The organism is Rhizobacter sp. OV335, from assembly GCF_900142965.1.
In the GTDB taxonomy this organism is placed as follows: domain Bacteria; phylum Pseudomonadota; class Gammaproteobacteria; order Burkholderiales; family Burkholderiaceae_C; genus Rhizobacter.
This window is the reverse complement of the sequence record NZ_FRCQ01000022.1, coordinates 30,298-47,909: the sequence shown is the minus strand read 5'-3', so window position 1 is coordinate 47,909 and position 17,612 is coordinate 30,298. Positions and strand designations below refer to the sequence as shown.

At 67.5% G+C, this 17,612-nt stretch carries 15 protein-coding genes; 8 read left to right on the top strand and 7 right to left on the bottom strand.

The genetic code is table 11. The features are described from left to right. Positions 1–134: 134 nt before the first annotated feature. From mnmE to rpmH, 5 genes are all read right to left on the bottom strand, one after another. A complete protein-coding gene (gene mnmE, locus BUE42_RS21135) occupies positions 135–1,523 on the bottom strand; it encodes a tRNA uridine-5-carboxymethylaminomethyl(34) synthesis GTPase MnmE (protein ID WP_073467275.1) in 1,389 nt (462 codons plus the stop codon). Positions 1,524–1,830: 307 nt separating this feature from the next. Beyond that, positions 1,831–3,612 carry a membrane protein insertase YidC gene (yidC, locus tag BUE42_RS21130; RefSeq protein ID WP_073467274.1) on the bottom strand — a complete coding sequence of 594 codons (1,782 nt, stop codon included), beginning with the start codon at positions 3,610–3,612 and terminating at the stop codon, positions 1,831–1,833. Continuing rightward, positions 3,609–3,962, bottom strand: a complete 354-nt coding sequence (gene yidD / locus BUE42_RS21125; RefSeq protein WP_073467273.1) for a membrane protein insertion efficiency factor YidD — start codon at positions 3,960–3,962, stop codon at positions 3,609–3,611. The genes yidC and yidD overlap by 4 nt, the downstream gene beginning before the upstream one ends. Before the next feature lie 2 nt (positions 3,963–3,964). Continuing rightward, on the bottom strand, positions 3,965–4,414 hold the full coding sequence (locus BUE42_RS21120) for a ribonuclease P protein component (protein WP_235002512.1): 450 nt from the start codon (positions 4,412–4,414) through the stop codon (positions 3,965–3,967). A gap of 94 nt (positions 4,415–4,508) precedes the next feature. Beyond that, a complete protein-coding gene (rpmH, locus tag BUE42_RS21115; RefSeq protein ID WP_047486751.1) occupies positions 4,509–4,643 on the bottom strand; it encodes a 50S ribosomal protein L34 in 135 nt (44 codons plus the stop codon). A 296-nt stretch (positions 4,644–4,939) separates the two neighbouring features. Between rpmH and dnaA the strand changes: the two genes are divergently transcribed. The 3 genes from dnaA (at position 4,940) to gyrB (ending at position 10,340) form a co-directional block, all read left to right on the top strand. Further along, complete coding sequence (gene dnaA, locus BUE42_RS21110; RefSeq protein WP_073467272.1) at positions 4,940–6,379, top strand: chromosomal replication initiator protein DnaA; 1,440 nt, start codon at positions 4,940–4,942, stop codon at positions 6,377–6,379. Positions 6,380–6,622: 243 nt separating this feature from the next. Then, on the top strand, positions 6,623–7,744 hold the full coding sequence (dnaN, locus tag BUE42_RS21105) for a DNA polymerase III subunit beta (RefSeq protein WP_073467271.1): 1,122 nt from the start codon (positions 6,623–6,625) through the stop codon (positions 7,742–7,744). Between the two features lie 79 nt (positions 7,745–7,823). Then, complete coding sequence (gyrB, locus tag BUE42_RS21100; protein WP_073467270.1) at positions 7,824–10,340, top strand: DNA topoisomerase (ATP-hydrolyzing) subunit B; 2,517 nt, start codon at positions 7,824–7,826, stop codon at positions 10,338–10,340. Between the two features lie 25 nt (positions 10,341–10,365). Here gyrB and BUE42_RS21095 read toward each other — a convergent pair whose 3' ends face one another. Together BUE42_RS21095 and BUE42_RS21090 are read right to left on the bottom strand one after the other, a co-directional pair. Continuing rightward, positions 10,366–10,821 (bottom strand): hypothetical protein, encoded by a 456-nt coding sequence (locus tag BUE42_RS21095; RefSeq protein WP_073467269.1) that lies wholly within the window; start codon positions 10,819–10,821, stop codon positions 10,366–10,368. Continuing rightward, positions 10,805–11,380, bottom strand: coding sequence for a nucleotidyltransferase domain-containing protein (locus BUE42_RS21090; protein ID WP_073467268.1), 576 nt, complete (start codon positions 11,378–11,380; stop codon positions 10,805–10,807). The genes BUE42_RS21095 and BUE42_RS21090 overlap by 17 nt, the downstream gene beginning before the upstream one ends. Positions 11,381–11,529: 149 nt before the next feature. On the opposite strand from BUE42_RS21090, the gene BUE42_RS21085 reads away from it, so the two are divergent. The 5 genes from BUE42_RS21085 to BUE42_RS21065 all read left to right on the top strand — a co-directional run bounded on the left by BUE42_RS21085 (position 11,530) and on the right by BUE42_RS21065 (position 17,519). Continuing rightward, positions 11,530–12,204: a DUF3348 domain-containing protein gene (locus BUE42_RS21085; protein WP_235002510.1), complete on the top strand. Its 675-nt coding sequence runs from the start codon at positions 11,530–11,532 to the stop codon at positions 12,202–12,204. Next, complete coding sequence (locus tag BUE42_RS21080) at positions 12,201–14,009, top strand: coiled-coil domain-containing protein (protein ID WP_073467266.1); 1,809 nt, start codon at positions 12,201–12,203, stop codon at positions 14,007–14,009. Before BUE42_RS21085 ends, BUE42_RS21080 begins: the two co-directional genes overlap by 4 nt. Further along, positions 14,009–14,656: an OmpA family protein gene (locus BUE42_RS21075; protein WP_083614373.1), complete on the top strand. Its 648-nt coding sequence runs from the start codon at positions 14,009–14,011 to the stop codon at positions 14,654–14,656. The genes BUE42_RS21080 and BUE42_RS21075 overlap by 1 nt, the downstream gene beginning before the upstream one ends. Next, the gene (locus BUE42_RS21070) at positions 14,649–15,230 is read left to right on the top strand and encodes a DUF2894 domain-containing protein (RefSeq protein WP_073467264.1); all 582 of its coding nucleotides are present in this window, start codon (positions 14,649–14,651) and stop codon (positions 15,228–15,230) included. Before BUE42_RS21075 ends, BUE42_RS21070 begins: the two co-directional genes overlap by 8 nt. A 141-nt stretch (positions 15,231–15,371) precedes the next feature. Next, positions 15,372–17,519, top strand: a complete 2,148-nt coding sequence (locus BUE42_RS21065; RefSeq protein WP_143171668.1) for a hybrid sensor histidine kinase/response regulator — start codon at positions 15,372–15,374, stop codon at positions 17,517–17,519. Positions 17,520–17,612: the final 93 nt, after the last annotated feature.

Below are 17,612 nucleotides of genomic sequence, written 5' to 3'. Positions count from 1 at the left end.
ACTTGCGAGGCAAGTGCGTGAAAGTGACGCGATTATCAGCGCGTGTGACGGGCATCACAACAGTGCGTGGCAAAACTTGTGCCCGTCGGTCCCCGTCGCGGGCCCGTCTGTCGGGGGTCGTGTGACAAAAAGTGCTACTTGCCGATACAGAAGCGGCTGAAGATCTCGCCGAGCAGGTCATCTGACGTGAACTCGCCGGTGATCTGCGACAACGCCGTTTGCGCGAGGCGCAGTTCTTCGGCGAGCAGGTCGAGCGCCGGGTCGGGCGAGGTGGCCAGTTCGAGCGCCAGCGCCAGGTGCTCCGCGGTGTGGCGCAGCGCGTCGACGTGGCGGGCCCGCGCGATGAACAACCCGTCGGGCGACGCATGCCAGCCGGCCAGTTGCAGCAGCAGGCGGCGCAGCGCGTCCAGGCCGTCGCCGGTGCGGGCCGACAGCGCGAGGTGGTGGCCGCCGTCATCGGACAGGCTCGCCATCGCCGCGAGATCGCTCTTGCTGTAGACGTGCACGATGCGTTCGCCATCGCGCCGCGGTGGCGGCAGCCGCGCGGCGATCACCGCCTCGGCCGCGTCGTACGCCGGCTCGCCACGGCGCGTCAGGTCGTGCAGGAACAGCACCGCGTCGGCCCGCTCGATCGCCTCCCAGCTGCGCGCGATGCCGATGCGCTCGACCTCGTCGCCCGCCTCGCGCAGCCCGGCGGTGTCGATCACATGCACCGGCACGCCGTCGATCTGGATCGTCTCGCTGACCTTGTCGCGCGTGGTGCCGGGGATCGGCGTCACGATCGCGAGTTCCGCACCGGCCAGCGCGTTCAGCAGCGAACTCTTGCCAACGTTCGGCTGCCCGGCCAGCACGATCTGCATGCCTTCGCGCAGCAGCGCGCCTTGGCGCGCTCGACTGAGCACGCCGGCCACGTCGGCGTCGATCGCGCGCAGGCGGCCGAGCGCATCGGCCTTCTGCAGGAAGTCGATCTCCTCCTCGGGGAAGTCCAGCGTCGCCTCGACCAGCATGCGCAGCGAGATCAGCCGGTCGCGCAGCGCATGCACCTCGTCGGAGAACGCACCGCTCAGCGAGCGGCTGGCCGAGCGGGCTGCGGCTTCGGTGCTGGCATCGATCAGGTCGCTGACGGCCTCGGCCTGCGCGAGGTCGAGCTTGTCGTTCAGGTACGCCCGTTCGGTGAACTCGCCCGGCTCGGCCAGGCGCAGCCCCATCGCGCGCCCGGCTTCGAGGCAGCGTGCGAGCAACAGCTGCAGCACGACCGGTCCGCCGTGCGCCTGCAGCTCGAGCACGTCTTCGCCGGTGTAGGAGTGCGGCGCCGGAAAGTACAGCGCCAGCCCGCGGTCGATCACCTGGCCCTGCGCATCGGTGAAGGGCAGGTAGGTGGCATGCCGCGGCGCCAGCGCGCGTGCGAACAGCGCATCGACCAGCGGCTTCAGGTCGCGGCCCGAGGCCCGCACGATGCCGACGGCACCGCGGCCGGGCGCGGTGGTGATCGCAATGACGGGGTCGTGGTGGCGCGGCAGCATGGCGGCGATTGTCGAGGAAGGGCGCTTCGGGGCGGAATTCAACGGCCCGAAAACGACAAACCCGGGCGACGCACAAGGCGTCACCCGGGTTGAAGATGGCGCGGGGGGAAGCGCCGGCGCAGCATGCTGCAGTCCGAATCATCCTCCCGAGCCGCTGCCGAGAATCACGGCAGCGGGTCTGCCCCGCATTGAACTGGTGGAAGCGCCGGCACGGTGCCGTCGTTCCATGGGTGCATGGTCGCGCCCGCCGTGTCTGGCGACAAGCCCCCGCTTGGGGGGCCGCAAGCGCGGGGGCGCTGTCGGCGCGCTACTTGCCGAGCACGCCCAGCTGCTTGTTGATCAGCCACTGCTGCGCGATCGACAGGATGTTGTTCGTCAGCCAGTACAGCACCAGGCCGGCCGGGAAGAAGAAGAACATCACCGAGAACACCAGCGGCATGATCCACATCATCTTGGCCTGCACCGGATCCGGCGGCGTCGGGTTCAGCCAGGTCTGCAGCAGGCTCGAGGCCGTCATCAGCAGCGGCAGGATGAAGTACGGGTCCTTGGCCGACAGGTCGGTGATCCAGCCGATCCACGGTGCGTTGCGCATTTCGACCGTCGACAGCAGCACCCAGTACAGCGCGATGAAGAACGGCATCTGCGCAATGATGGGCAGGCAGCCGCCGATCGGGTTGACCTTCTCCTCGCGGTAGATGCGCATCATCTCCTGTTGCATCTGCTGCGGCTTGTCCTTCAGGCGCTCGCGCAGCTCCATCACCTTCGGGTTGATGGCCTTCATCTTGGCCATCGAGCGGTAGGCGCTGGCGTTGAGCCAGTAGAACGCGATCTTCAGCAGCACCACCAGCGCGATGATCGACCAGCCCCAGTTGCCGATCAGCTTGTGCAGCTGGGTCAGCACCCAGAACAGCGGCTCGGACAAGACCTTGAAGTAACCGTAGTCCTTCACCAGCTCGAGGCCGGGCGCCAGTGCGGCGATCTTGTGCTCTTCCTGCGGGCCGACGAACAGTTGCGCGTCGAAGGTCTTGGTGGCATTCGGCGCGATGTCGCCCAGCGGCACGGTCATGCCGACCTGGTAGACGTGGGCCGGTCCGCCGGTCACGTCGTTCGTGACGTCGGCCTTGCCGGTGAAGTACTCGCGCGGCTGCTTGGTGTCGGCCTTGTCGATCAGCCAGGCGGACGTGAAGTAGTGCTGCACCATCGCGACCCAGCCGGTCTCGGCTGTCGTCACGTGGTCCGGCGCTTCTTTCGGCCCGCGCTTCTCGATGCTCTTGAAGTCGACCTTCGTGAAGTGCTTGGTTTCGTCGTAGATCGCCGGGCCGGTGAAGGTCGAGTAGAAGCTCGAGCCGCCGGTGCCGTCGTTGCCGTCGCGCACCAGCTGCAGGTACAGCCGCGCATTGACCGGGGCGCCCGACGCGTTGGTGATCTCGTTGTGCACGGCGATGACGTAGTCGCCGCGCTTGAAGGTGTAGGTCTTCACCAGCTTGACGCCGTTGACCACCGGCGACTCGAAGCGCACCTGCAACTCGTTGCTGCCGTCCTTCAGCGTGCGTTCGCCGGGGACGAGGCTCATCACCGTCAGGTGGTTCGGCAGGCCGCTGCCACCCGCCGCCGGAATCAGGCCGCTTTGCGCGACGTACAGGCGGTGCGCCGACTCGTCGAGCACGACGACGTTCTTCTTCTGGAACTGCTCGTCATGGCGTGGGGCGAGGCCGACCAGCTCCTGCACCATCTGCCACAGGTCCTTCTGCAGCTGCTCGTGCTGCGTCAGCAACTCGACGCGCACCAGCGTGCCGCCCTTGCTGTCGAGCGTGGCCTTCACCAGGTCGGTCTGGATGTCGACCCGCTCGGACACCACCGCCGAGGCGGCCGGTGCGGTGGCAATCGCGGCGGCGGTCGTCGTGGCCGAGCCGGTGGTTGCCGGCACGCCGGCCGGGGCACTGCCCGGGCCCGCTGCGGCGACCGGTGCCGTCACCGGCTGCGGCCCGAACAACGACGGTTGACCGTTGTGCCGGCTCCAGGCGTCCCAGATCAGGACGAGCGACATCGAGAACACCACCCACAGCAGGGTGCGGCGCATATCGGTCATGGGAGAGTCTCTTCGCGGGGAATGTGGGAAGAAGGAATGCGGGAGGCCGCGTCGGAAATGGGGCCTGAACGCCGGGCCTCAAGCCGGGTGAACAGGCCGCCCAGCGTGTCGGGCACCGGGTCGTGACCACCATTGCACCACGGGTGGCAACGGGCCAGCCGGTGCAGCGTCAGGTAACTGCCGCCGAGCGCGCCATGCCGCTCGAGCGCCTGCAGCGAATACACCGAGCAGGTGGGTTCGAAGCGGCACGCGCTGCCGAGCCAGGGGCTCAGGAAGAAGCGGTAGCCGCGCACCAGCGTCATCAGCAGGCGTTGCGGCGCGGACTTCAACGACTCGACCCACCGCGACATCGTCAGGCTCCTGTCCGGGCAGCTTTCGCCATCACGGCCAGCAGTTCATTGCCGGCCACCGTGCGCAACGCGTCGGATGCCGCGCTCGGGAACAGCTTGCGGTCGAACGGGCTGCGCAGCCGGATCACCCACAAGCCGCTCGGCAGGCCGGCCTGCGCATGCACGACGCGCCGGATCTGACGCTTCAGCAGGTTGCGCGTGACCGACCGCTTGGCATGCCGCTTCGGTACCACGGCGCCCAGCCAGCAGGCACCTTCAGGCAAGTCATCCACAGCTGCGCCCCCAATCGGTGCCTCACCTGTTGACAACTTGTGGGCAGCATGTCGGACAGCAGCCACTTTGACGGCAGGCCGGGCGGCCAGGAAATGAACGGCGAAATGCGTGCTGCGTGCCCGGGTGGGCGCCGCGAGCACGCGCTCGAAGTCAACCGATTGAACGATTCGCCCGATCACGGTGTCGCCCTGGACGCCACGCTGGGCGTTGGCGCACCCGAGGCCGAAGCTGTGGGTGCCGTCGATGCGGTGACTGCAGCTACTGCAACCGGCCTCAGACGGCCAGGCGCTTGCGGCCCTTGGCGCGGCGTGCGTTGATGACGGCGCGGCCGCCGCGGGTCTTCATGCGCACGAGGAAACCATGGGTGCGGGCGCGGCGGGTCTTCGAAGCTTGGTAGGTGCGTTTCATGTTGATCAGTCCTGCAGAAAGGGGGTCCCAAGTTCACGTGGCTGCTGGCGTCATACTCCAACGCCGCTGCACATGACTCGACCCTGCATGCTCACCTTGATCTACAAGAGTCACAAGAGCCGGGCCTTCGGGAAACCCACTATTACACCAAAAACCCCCTGCCAAGTCAAAGACTTGCACGGTGGCATGCGCCCCCGCGGCGGTTGCATCCCGCTTCACAAGACTGTGGATAACCTCGCCCGGCGGGCCCGTTGCACCGTAGAATCCGGCCGCTCCGAGAAGAACTTTTCCACAACATGAGCGCTGATCTCTGGCAGCGCGGCTGCGAGCGTTTGGCAGCCGAACTGCCCGAACAACAATTCAACACCTGGATCCGCCCGCTACCGGCTGCCGACGTCACTGACCAAGGCATCTCCGGCGCGGTGGCATCACTGCGTGTGCCCAATCGGTTCAAGCTCGACTGGATCCGCAACCAATACGCCGGCCGCATCGAGGCCGTGCTGAGCGAGCTCGCCGGCAAGCCGGTGCGGCTCGACCTGATGCTCGCGCCGCGCGACAACCCGGCGCCGATCAGCGGCTTCCGCAGTGACGGCCCGGTGCCGATCGTCCGCGCGCTCGGCCCCGCCCGGTCTGCCGGCGGTGCCGATGTCGCGACGCTGGGCGCGCCCGCGGTGACCGTGCCGCGCAGCCCCTCCGCCGCGAACGCGGCCTTGCCGCGCCATCGCCTGAACCCTGCGCTGACTTTCGGTTCGCTGGTCGCCGGCCGCGCGAACCAGATGGCCCGTACCGCGGCGCTGCACGTGGCCGGCGCGCCCGGGCAGATGTACAACCCGCTCTTCATCTACGGCGGCGTCGGCCTCGGCAAGACCCACCTGGTGCATGCCGTCGGCAATGCGCTGCTGGCCGACCGCAGCGACGCCCGCGTGCTCTACCTGCACGCCGAGCAGTTCATCACCGACGTCGTCAAGAACTACCAGCGCAAGACCTTCGACGAGCTGAAGGCCAAGTACCACTCGCTCGACCTGCTGCTGATCGACGACGTGCAGTTCTTCGCCGGCAAGGAGCGCACCCAGGAGGAGTTCTTCAACGCCTTCGAGGCGCTGCTGGCCAAGCGCGCCCACATCATCATGACCAGCGACACCTACCCGAAGGGGCTGGTGGACATCGACGAGCGGCTGACCTCGCGCTTCGACGCCGGGCTGACGGTGGCGATCGAGCCGCCGGAACTCGAGATGCGCGTGGCCATCCTGATGCGCAAGTCGGATGCCGAAGGCACCGCGATGCCGGAGGACGTGGCCTTCTTCGTCGCGAAGAACGTGCGGGCCAACGTGCGCGAGCTCGAAGGGGCGCTGCGCAAGATCCTGGCGTACTCGCGCTTCTCGCACAAGGACATCAACATCCAGCTGGCCCGCGAGGCGCTGAAGGACCTGCTGTCGATCCAGAACCGCCAGGTCGGCGTCGAGAACATCCAGAAGACCGTGGCCGACTTCTACAAGATCAAGGTCGCCGACATGTACAGCAAGAAGCGCCCGGCCAGCATTGCGCGGCCGCGCCAGATTGCGATGTACCTGGCCAAGGAAATGACGCAGAAGAGCCTGCCCGAGATCGGCGAGCTGTTCGGCGGGCGCGACCACACGACGGTGCTGCACGCGGTGCGCAAGATCGCGGGCGAGCGCCAGAAGAACACCGAGTTGAACCAGCAGCTGCACGTGCTGGAACAGACGTTGAAGGGCTGAAAGCGAGCGCAACAGAAGCGCGTGAGGATGTCAAAGCACAAGCCTGGGGACAACTCTCGGACAACATGCGAGATGTCCACAGGCCAGGCGGGTTCCGGAAAGTTGTTGTGTGCGAGTCCCGGAGTTCAGGGTCCGCTGCACACAGGGTTTCGAGGTCTGTAAGCGGTTGATGGAAAAGGGGAAAATGGCGTTCTCCACAAGGAACGCGATCCTCTACTAAGACGACTAATTTAAGAGGTTGACATGATTGTCTTGAAGGCAGCGCAAGAAAAAGTGTTGGGAGCCCTGCAGGCCGTCTCCGGCATCGTCGAACGTCGGCACACCTTGCCGATCCTGGCCAACGTGCTGATCCGCAAGACCGGCAGCCAGGTCGAGCTGACCAGCAGCGACCTGGAGATCCAGGTGCGCACCACCGCCGAGTTCGACGGCGATGCGAGCAACTTCGCGACCACCGTCGGCGCGCGCAAGCTGATCGACATCCTTCGCTCGCTGCCGGCCGACCAGACCGTGACGCTGAGCGCAGCGCAGAACAAGCTCACGCTGCAAGGCGGCAAGAGCCGCTTCACGCTGCAGACGCTGCCGGCCGATGATTTCCCGCTGGTGCAGGAAGCCGCCGATTTCGGGCCGGTGTTCAGCGTGCCGCAGAAGACGCTGAAGACGCTGATCAACCAGGTTCACTTCGCGATGGCGGTGCACGACATCCGCTACTACCTCAACGGCATCCTGTTCGTCGCCGAAGGCAAAAGCCTGACGCTGGTCGCGACCGACGGCCACCGCCTGGCGCTGGCGCAGGCCAACCTCGATGTCGAGATCCCGAAGCAGGAGGTCATCCTGCCGCGCAAGACGGTGCTCGAGCTGCAGCGGCTGCTGAAGGACGACAAGGAAGACAAGGACAACGCCCCGATCGAGATGCGCTTCGCCGGCAACCAGGCCAAGTTCAGCTTCAGCGGCATGGAGTTCGTCACCAAGCTGGTCGAGGGCAAGTTCCCCGACTACAACCGCGTGATCCCGAAGAACCACAAGAACCACGTGACGCTCGGCCGTGCGCCGCTGCTGGCGAGCCTGCAGCGCGCCGCCATCCTGACCAGCGAGAAGTTCAAGGGCGTTCGCGTCAACATCGAGCCCGGCGTGCTGCGGATCGCATCGAGCAATGCCGAGCAGGAAGAGGCCAAGGAAGAACTCGAGATCGACTACAACGGCGACGCGATCGAGATCGGCTTCAACGTCACCTACCTGATGGACGCGCTGGCCAACATGAGCGTCGAGATGGTCAAGCTGGAGCTGCAGGACACCAACTCCAGCGCCCTGTTCACCGTGCCCGAGCAGGCGGGCTTCAAGTACGTGGTGATGCCGATGCGGATCTGACCTGCCGGTCGAGATCCGCAGGGCGTGTCCAGCACGCCGGCCGCCCGTACCCGATGCATTCCATGAGTTCAATACCGCGATGACCGATTCCCTGAACACTCCCGACGACGGCGCCGCCAAGAAGGCGGCTGCAGATGCAGTGTCGAGCGCCTACGGCGAAGGCAGCATCCAGATCCTGGAAGGCCTGGAGGCCGTGCGCAAGCGCCCGGGCATGTACATCGGCGACACCTCCGACGGCACCGGGTTGCACCACCTGGTGTTCGAGGTGGTCGACAACTCGATCGACGAGGCGCTGGCCGGCTATTGCGACGACATCGTCGTGACCATCCACAGCGACAACGCGATCAGCGTCACCGACAACGGCCGCGGCATCCCGACCGGCGTCAAGATGGACGACAAGCACGAGCCCAAGCGCAGTGCGGCCGAGATCGCGCTGACCGAGCTGCACGCCGGCGGCAAGTTCAACCAGAACAGCTACAAGGTCTCGGGCGGCCTGCACGGCGTGGGCGTGTCGTGCGTGAACGCGCTGTCGAAGTGGTTACGCCTCACGGTGCGGCGCGATGGCAAGACGCACTTCATCGAGTTCCGCAAGGGCGTGCCGCAAGACCGCGTGCTGGAGATGCGCGACGGCTTCGAGGTGAGCCCGATGAAGGTCACCGGCGAGACCGAGAAGCGCGGCACCGAGGTGCACTTCCTGCCGGACGACGAGATCTTCAACAACATCGACTTCCACTACGACATCCTGAGCAAGCGGCTGCGCGAACTGAGCTTCCTGAACAACGGCGTCAAGATCCGGCTGGTCGACGAGCGCAACAACAAGGAAGACAACTTCGCCTACGCAGGCGGCGTGAAGGGCTTCGTCGACTTCATCAACACCGGCAAGAAGGTGCTGCACGCGAACATCTTCCACGCCACCGGCGACAAGATGTCGGACCAGAACACCAACATCACCACCGAAGTGGCGATGCAGTGGAACGACGGCTACAGCGAGAACGTCCTCTGCTTCACCAACAACATTCCGCAGCGCGATGGCGGGACCCACATGACCGGCCTGCGTGCCGGCATGACGCGGGTGATCAACAAGTACATCGAGGACAACGAACTCGCGAAGAAGGCGAAGGTCGAGATCACCGGTGACGACATGCGCGAAGGCCTGTGCTGCGTGCTGAGCGTGAAGGTGCCGGAGCCGAAGTTCAGCAGCCAGACCAAGGACAAGCTGGTGTCCAGCGAAGTGCGCGGCCCGGTGGAAGACGTGGTCAGCAAGGCGCTGACCGACTACCTGCTCGAGAACCCGGTCGACGCGAAGATCATCTGCGGCAAGATCGTCGAGGCGGCGCGCGCACGCGAAGCGGCCCGCAAGGCGCGCGAGATGACGCGCCGCAAGGGCGTGCTCGACGGCATGGGGCTGCCGGGCAAGCTGGCGGACTGCCAGGAGAAGGATCCGGCGCTGTGCGAGATCTACATCGTCGAGGGCGACTCGGCCGGCGGCTCGGCCAAGCAGGGCCGCGACCGCAAGTTCCAGGCGATCCTGCCGCTGCGCGGCAAGATCCTGAACGTCGAGCGGGCGCGCTTCGAGCGGCTGCTGACGAGCAATGAAATCCTGACGCTGATCACCGCGCTGGGCACCAGCATCGGCAAGGACGAGTTCAACCCGGACAAGCTGCGCTACCACCGCATCATCATCATGACCGACGCGGACGTGGACGGCGCGCACATCCGCACGCTGCTGCTCACGTTCTTCTACCGGCAGATGCCGGAGATCGTCGAGCGCGGCCACATCTACATCGCCCAGCCGCCGCTCTACAAGGTGAAGCTCGGCAAGGAAGAGCAGTACCTGAAGGACGGGCACGAGCTCGACGCCTACCTGCTGAAGGTGGCGCTGAAGGACGCGAAGCTCGAGACCGGTGTCGGCGGCACGGTGCTGTTGGGTGAGACGCTCGAGACGCTGGCGCGCCAGTACGTGATGGCGAACAACGTGGTGGAGCGGCTGTCGAACTGGATGGACATCGAGGCGCTGCGCGCGATGGCCAACGGGCTGGCGCTCGACCTCGACACGCTGGAGGCGGCCGAGGTGTCGGCGGCCGGGCTGAAGGGTGCGTTGCACGATGCCGAGGTGACGGCCGAGTTCGATGCCCGCACCGACAAGCACATCCTGCGCATCAGCCGCATGCACCACGGCAACCGCAAGAGCAGCGTGATCAGCGCCGACTTCGTGCACGGTGCCGACTACGAAGCCTTGTCGACCGCGGGCCAGACCTTCAAGGGGCTGGTCAGCAGCGAGGCGGTGGTCAAGCGCGGCGAGGGCGAGAAGCAGAAGGAAGCCAAGGTCGGCGACTTCCGCCAGGCGATGGCCTGGCTGATCCAGCAGGCCGAATCGGCGGTCGGCCGCCAGCGCTACAAGGGGCTGGGCGAAATGAACCCGGCGCAGCTGTGGGAGACCACGATGGACCCGACCGTGCGCCGCCTGCTGCGCGTGCAGATCGACGATGCGATCGAGGCCGATCGCGTGTTCACGATGCTGATGGGCGACGAGGTGGAGCCGCGTCGGGAGTTCATCGAGGCGAATGCGTTGAGGGCGGCGAACATCGACGCTTGACCTCGTCGGCTCGTGGGTGCACCGCTCAGGCGAGCGTTCCGGTCAGGGTTCGAGCCACCGGCAAGTACTTCTCCAGGATCGCGACCATCGTGGTCGCGTCAGCCTTTGACAGCGGCGGAAACGGCGACCGATAGGACGTGTCGTTTCGTCGCTCGTGCGCACGGATGACGGCGGCCATCTCAGGAGCTGACAGCTTCAGGTCGGCGCCGACGCGCTGGATGGCCAGCGCTCGGCCGGCTTCCTTGGTGCGCACCTCGTGGAACTCAAGCACGGCTTGCACGACTTGGTGGTAGCCCTCGTAGGCGTTGGTGAAGATCTGCATCGGCTCGGTGACCACAGGCGCGCCGGCCAGGAGTGTCTTCGCAAGCGCGAGAAAGCCTTCGGCATTTTTCAGGAAGCCAGCGACGGCTCCTGGCGTCGGCTGCACAGCTTCCAGCGCGCGCGTCTTGATGAGGTTGTCGTATTCAGTCGGTCTCGGCATGGGGAAGCACCTGCAATGTGGGTCCGTTGACGATTTGCGAGACCACGGGGTCGTTGCGAATCAGGCCACGCCATTCGGCCGGCTCATAGATGTTGAATTGCACGATGCGCCCAAGCTTCTGCTGCAGCTGGTTTGCGGCTTCGTACAGCTCCAGCTGTGGCACCGTGCCGATGATCATGACGTCGACGTCGCTGCTGGCGGTGTCGGTTCCCTTGACGACCGAGCCGAAGATGAAGGCCTGCTCGATGCGATCGGCAAATGGTTGAAGCGCGTCGCGGACCGGCTCGGCGAGACCGAAGGTCTTCAGCGCGATGCTCCTGAGCTCCGAGTACAAGAAATAGTCCGTGTTGGCGCGAATGCTGCGCTGACGGCCGCGGCGCGGTTCGTCGATCAACACGCCCGCCGCGACCAGGCGGTCGATCTGCAGCTGGGTGCTGCCGCGCCCGGTGGCGGCTTGGCGCAGCAGTTCTTGCAGCGTGAAGGACTGTTCCGGTCGAGGCAACACCGCACCGAGCACGCGTTGCACGGTGGGGGTGAAGAGGAAGTCGACGGCGCTCACATATCCCTAAAATGTGGATGATTGTCCATATTTTAGGGATATTGATGAAATGAGGGAAGAGCCCTGTGCGTCCTTCCGCGAAGCCGTTGTCAACCCCCCAGAGCCGGCCTTCGCCACCCCGTAAAATCCGACGTTTTTCCATCGGCACCTTGACTGGCAGTTTGGCGCTCGCACCGCGCCGCATCCCCCTTTCCGGCTCCGGCCTGATCCGCCTGCTGGCAACGCTTGGCGACACCGACATCCCGGCCCCGAAGGACAGCTTCTCGGACGGGCTGTGCCGGTGGTTCGACTGGACGGACGCGATCTCGTTGTCGTCGGCCCTCGATGGCCCGCAGGCGGCATTGACTGACGCGCCTTTCAGCCGCACGGCCGCGACGGCCGCCGAGCGCGAATGCCGCCGCGTGCGCGACACCGTGACCCAACTCGCTGCGCCGGATCCGACCACCGACGACTTCCCGCCGCACCGCCAGCGCTACCTCGGCTGGCAGCAGGCGATGGAGTCGAACATCGGCCCGCTGCGCCGCAAGCTGCGTGCATCGCTGTTGGCCGCCTCGCCGGCACTGGCGCGGCTGGCTGCCGTCGATGCGGTGATGGAGAAAGTCATCGGTGCCCATGAACGCACGCTGCTGGCGACGGTGCCGGCCTGGCTCGAGCAGCACTTCGAGCGCCTGCGCCGAGGATCGCCCGACGACCAGCCCGACCGCTGGCGCCAAACCTTCTGCCAGGACATGCGCGAGGTGCTGCTCGCCGAACTGGACCTCCGAATGCAACCGGTCGAAGGGCTCCTCGAAGCCCTTCGCGGGTCGTCACCTGACCAACCATGACCAGATTTCTTCATCACGCCGCGTTCGCCACCGGCCTGGCCGCCCTCGGCTGGGTCGGTGCCGGCTATGTCGGCTCCAACCCGCTGGCGCTCGCCATCACCGCACTCATCGGGGCGTTCTACCTGATGGGCGCGCTCGAGCTGCATCGCTTCCGGCAGGCCACCGCCACGCTGGCGCAGGCCGTCGCCGGCCTGGCCGATCCGCTGCCTGCGCTGCGCCCGTGGCTCGACGGCGTGCCCGCGTCGCTGCAGAACGCGGTGCGCCGCCGCATCGAGGGCGAGTCCGCCAGCTTCCCCGGCCCGGCGCTCGCGCCGTACCTCGCCGGCCTGCTGGTCCTGCTGGGCATGCTCGGAACCTTCGTCGGCATGGTGTTCACGCTGCGCGGCACCGGCATGGCGCTCGATGCGTCGACCGACCTGCAGGCCGTCCGCGCCTCGCTGGTCGCACCGGTGCAGGGCCTGGGGCTGGCCTTCGGCACCTCGATCGCCGGCGTCGCTGCCTCGGCCGCGCTGGGCCTGCTGTCGGCACTCGCCCGGCGCGAACGCGTGCAGGCCTTGCAGCAGCTCGACGCCTGCATCGCCACCACGCTGCGCCCCTTCTCGGGCGTGCACCAGCGCGAGGAATCGCTGAAGCTGCTGCAGCGCCAGGTCGAGCAGATGCCGGCCTTGGTCGACGGTCTGCACGCGGTGATGCAGGCGATGGAACGGCAGGCCGAGGCAGCGAACGCCCGCCTGCTGGCCAGCCAGGAGCGCTTCCACGGCACGGCCGAGGCGGCGTTCACGGCGCTCGCATCGTCGGTCGATCGCACGCTGAAGGAGAGCCTCGCGGAAAGCGCCCGCCTGGCCGGCGCGACGATCCGTCCCGCCGTCGAGGCCACGATGGCGGGCGTCGCGCGCGAGACCGCTTCGCTGCACCAGACGATCGCGACCACTTGGCAGTCGTCGCTCGACGGTTTTGCGCAGGCCTTCGAGCAGCGTTCGAACGCGCTGCTGGCCACGGTGGCGCAGTCGCATGCCGATCTGCAGTCGGCGTCCGCATTGCAAGAGCAGGAACGCCTGGCCGCCATGGCCGACAGCCTTGAATCGATGGCGGCATCGCTGCGGCACGAATGGCAGCAGGCCGGCTCGCGCAGCCTGGCGCAGCAGCAGCAGGTCTGCGAGACGATGGAGCGCAGCGCCCGCGAGATCACGGTGCAGGCCGAACGCCAGGCCAAGGCGACCACCACCGAGATCGCCCGCCTGCTGCAGGCCGCCGCCGAAGCCCCGCGCGCCGCCGCCGAGGTGATCGTCGAGCTGCGCCAGAAGCTGTCCGACAGCATGGCGCGCGACAACACGCTGCTCGACGAGCGCGCCCGCATCCTCGGCACGCTCGGCAGCCTGCTCGACACGGTGCAGCAGGCCGCCACCGAACAGCGCAGTGCGATCGATGCGCTGGTCGGCTCGTCGGCCGCGCTGCTCGACCGCGTCGGCACGCGCTTCAGCGAACAGGTCGACGCGCAGACCGACAAGCTCGCCGCGGTGGCCGCCCAGGTCACCGGCAGCGCCGTCGAGGTGGCGAGCCTCGGCGATGCGTTCGGCTTGGCCGTCGAGCTGTTCGGCCAGTCGAACGACAAGCTGGTGGCGCAGTTGCAGCGCATCGACGGCGCGCTCGGCAAGTCGCTCGCGCGCAGCGACGAGCAGCTGGCGTACTACGTGGCCCAGGCGCGCGAGGTCATCGACCTGAGCCTGCTGTCGCAGAAGCAGATCATCGAGGACCTGCAGCGCCTCGCCGGCAAGGCGGCCCCGGTGGCCGTGGCGGTGCGGTGATGGAAGAGATCGACACGGGCGGCGAATCGTCGATACCGGTCTGGGCGGTCTTCGGCGACCTGATGGCGGGGCTGCTGGGCGCCTTCGTGCTGATCCTGCTGTGCGCGATCGGCGCGCAGCTCGAACTCGCGAGCCGGCTCGAGAACGAGGTGCGGCAGCACCAGCTCGAGGAACAGCGCCGCCAGGCACTGGAGCATGCGCTGGCCGGGCCGCTGGCCGCCGGCCGCGTGACGCTCGACCATGGGCGCATCGGCATCAGCGGCAGCGTGCTGTTCGCTTTCAATTCGGCCGACCTGCAGCCCGAAGGCCGGCAGCTGCTGCAGACGCTGGCCGCGCCGCTTGCCGCCTACCTGCAGGCGCGCGACGAGGTGCTGATGGTCAGCGGCTTCACCGACGACCGCCAGGTGCGTGGCGGCAACCGGCAGTTCGCCGACAACTGGGAGCTCTCGGCCCAGCGCGCGCTGACAGTGACGCGCGCGCTGATCGAAGAGGGCGTCCCGTCGTCGTCGATCTTCGCGGCAGCGTTCGGCTCGGAGCAGCCGGTGGCGCCGAATGCCGATGCCGACGGCCGCTCGAAGAACCGGCGCGTCGAGATGGCGCCGACATCGCGGCCGTCGCGCGGGAGCGCGGCGCAACCTCATGGCTGACGGCGAGCGATTCGTCTCGGCGATCGAGGCCTTGCGCGAGCGCGGGGCGCAGCGGGTCGATCCGGTGCGCTTCCGCTTCATCGAATCGCTGGCCGAGCGCGCCGCACGGTACGAGGGCGCCGCGCGGCGCGTGCTGGACGAGCGGCTGGCGCAGCTTCTGTCGGCCCATGAGCTGAAGCTCGACCAGGTGGCGCAGCCGCAGGACAACGCTCGCCCGCCTGCCGGCACTGATCCGCTGCCTCGCAGCGCGTTGGCGGACCTCGTTGCCGATCTTGGTGGGCGTTCCACGCAGACGGCCCCGGTGTCGACAGCACAGGCGAAGACAAAAACGGCGGCAATTGATTCGAGCGTCGAACTGGAGACGCTGCCGTTTTTCCGGCGCACCTGGTCGCGGCTGAGCGCCGATCAGCGCCTCGCGCAATCGCAGGCCGCGTTGCCGGACAACGCCGGCCCGCTGAACTCGCACCACCTCGTGCACCGCTCGCTGACGCTGATGCGCGAGCTGTCGCCCGGCTACTTCGACCGGTTCGTGGCCCATGTGGATGCGTTGCTGTCGCTGCAACAGCGCAAATGACGTTGCGGCGAAATGCGCATCCCCAAGTTTGCTGATCCGCGCGTGGGTGGAACTTCGGTTGGCATCGGCTGCGTGACGGGGCTATAACCGACCCTCAGCAATCAGCGCGCGCCGCCAGGCGTTGCGCGACAGGGAGCCGATGTGAGCGACGAGCCGAGCGCACAGGACTGGCGACAGCCGTTTCGACGCCTGGCCATTGGTGCCGCGCTCGCGTTGGCGGTGGTGGCGGGCTTCCTCGCGTTCTCGCTGTGGACCAGCCACCAGCGCTACCAGGTGGCCGCGGCCGACAACCTGCAGAACCTGACGCTGAACCTCGAGCGCTACCTCTTCACGCGGCTGCAGGCGGCCGACCTGGTGCTGCAGTCGGCGGCCCAGGAGTTCCGGCGGCTCGACAGCCAGGGCCCCGTGCGGGCAGATCAGTTCACCGAGGTGCTGATCGGCCTGCAGCAGCGCCTGCCCGAGGCACCGGCGCTGCGCGCGGCCGATGCGGACGGCCTCGTGAAGTTCGGTGCTGGTGCCGATGCGCAACGGGCGCTCAGCGTGGCGCAGCGCCATTTCTTCAAGCAGGCCGTCAACGCGCCGGGCCTGGTGCTCGGGCTGCCGCTGAAGTCGCGCATCACCTCGCGCTGGGTGCTGCCGATCGCGCGCCAGCTTCGCGATGCGAGCGGCGCGCTCGCCGGCGTGGTCTACCTCAACATGGACCTCGACGAGCTGGGCGGCATCATGCGCTCGCTGCGGGTGGGCGAGCGCGGGGTGATCACCGTCTTCAACGCCGACCGCGAGGTGCTGTTGCGCCTGCCCGAGGTCCCGCTCGTCGCCGACGAGAAGCCGGCGCGCCTGGCCTCGCCGGAGACGCAGCAGGCGGTGGCGAGCGGGCAGACCGTGGGGGGGTTCGAGACGCGCAGCACGCTCGACGGGCAGCTGCGCACCGTGATCTACCGGCAGCTCGGGCGCTACCCCGCCTACGTGCTGATCGGGCTCGAGCAGGGCGAGCTGATGGCGCCGTGGCGGCGCGAGCTGACGATCGCCGCGGCGTTCTGGTGCTGCCTGGTGGCCGGTGTCGCCGCGCTGCTGGGCACGCAGTACCGGGCTGCGCGCCACCGTGCCGCGGTGCTCTGCGAGCTGCAAGCGGCGCGCGAACGTGCCGAGGAAGCCAGCCGCTCGAAGTCGCTGTTCCTCGCGAACATGAGCCACGAGATCCGCACGCCGCTGAACGGCGTGCTCGGTTTTGCGCAGATCGGCTTCCGCGACCTCACGTCGTCGCCCGAGGTGCGCAGCCGCTTCGGGCGCATCCTCGAATCGGGCAAGCTGCTGCAGGGCATCCTGAACGACGTGCTCGACATGTCGAAGATCGAGGCCGGCAAGCTGCTGCTCGACGAGGGCCCCACGCCGCTGCGCCCGATCGCGCAGCGTGCCGCCGACCTGGTGCGCCAGGCGGCGGCCGACAAGGGCGTCGGTCTGCACCTGCTGGTCGACGAGCGGGTGCCCGAGCAGATGCGCGTCGACGGGTTGCGGCTCGGGCAGGTGCTGCTGAACCTGTTGTCGAACGCGGTGAAGTTCACCGACGCCGGCGAGGTGTCGCTGAGCCTGCAGGTGGACCATGGCGAGCTGCTGGTCGAGGTCAGCGACAGCGGCGTGGGCATGTCGGCCGAGCAGGTGGGGCGGTTGTTCGTGTCGTTCGAGCAGGCGGATGCATCGACCACGCGGCGCTATGGCGGCACCGGCCTGGGCCTGGCGATCAGCAAGCGGCTGGTCGAGCTGATGAAGGGCTCGATCCGGGTGTCCAGCCGCACCGGCGAGGGCTCGGTGTTCTGCGTGCGGCTGCCGTTGGCGGGCGCGATGCCGGCCGGTGCGTCGGCCGGCGAACGCCTGCCGCCCGTGGCCATCGACGTGCCGATGCGCGAGCGGCTGACCGGCCTGCGGGTGCTGGTGGCCGAGGACAACATCGTCAACCAGATCGTGATCCAGAGCTTGCTCGAGAGCGAGGGCGCGCAGACCGACATCGTCGGCGACGGGCACCTGGCCGTCGCCCGCGTGTCGGCGCCGGACGCGCGCTACGACGTGGTGCTGCTCGACGTGATGATGCCCGGCATCGACGGCTACGAGACCGCGCGGCGCATCCATGCGCTGTACCCGCAGCTGCCGATCATCGGCCAGACGGCGCATGCGCTGCCCGAGGAGCGGGAGCACTGCATCGCCTCCGGCATGGTCGACCGGGTGACGAAGCCGATCGATGCGGACGAGCTGGTGCGGGTGATGCTGCGGCATTGCCGCAGCCGGGTGACGTGAAACTCGCGGGACAGCGCCTGCCGTGGCCATCTTGAGATGCACGGTGGCATCTGTTTGCCAGATCACATGAGCGGGCGGTGGCGACCGAGGACC

What these genes read in the sequence shown, in the direction of transcription:
- BUE42_RS21070 (WP_073467264.1), top strand. Translation starts at nt 14,649, where the DNA reads ATGGCTGACGGCGAGCGATTCGTCTCGGCGATCGAGGCCTTGCGCGAG.
- BUE42_RS21075 (WP_083614373.1), top strand. Translation starts at nt 14,009, where the DNA reads ATGGAAGAGATCGACACGGGCGGCGAATCGTCGATACCGGTCTGGGCG.
- mnmE (WP_073467275.1), bottom strand. Translation starts at nt 1,523, where the DNA reads ATGCTGCCGCGCCACCACGACCCCGTCATTGCGATCACCACCGCGCCC.
- yidC (WP_073467274.1), bottom strand. Translation starts at nt 3,612, where the DNA reads ATGACCGATATGCGCCGCACCCTGCTGTGGGTGGTGTTCTCGATGTCG.
- rpmH (WP_047486751.1), bottom strand. Translation starts at nt 4,643, where the DNA reads ATGAAACGCACCTACCAAGCTTCGAAGACCCGCCGCGCCCGCACCCAT.
- BUE42_RS21095 (WP_073467269.1), bottom strand. Translation starts at nt 10,821, where the DNA reads ATGCCGAGACCGACTGAATACGACAACCTCATCAAGACGCGCGCGCTG.
- dnaN (WP_073467271.1), top strand. Translation starts at nt 6,623, where the DNA reads ATGATTGTCTTGAAGGCAGCGCAAGAAAAAGTGTTGGGAGCCCTGCAG.
- BUE42_RS21080 (WP_073467266.1), top strand. Translation starts at nt 12,201, where the DNA reads ATGACCAGATTTCTTCATCACGCCGCGTTCGCCACCGGCCTGGCCGCC.
- yidD (WP_073467273.1), bottom strand. Translation starts at nt 3,962, where the DNA reads ATGTCGCGGTGGGTCGAGTCGTTGAAGTCCGCGCCGCAACGCCTGCTG.
- dnaA (WP_073467272.1), top strand. Translation starts at nt 4,940, where the DNA reads ATGAGCGCTGATCTCTGGCAGCGCGGCTGCGAGCGTTTGGCAGCCGAA.
- gyrB (WP_073467270.1), top strand. Translation starts at nt 7,824, where the DNA reads ATGACCGATTCCCTGAACACTCCCGACGACGGCGCCGCCAAGAAGGCG.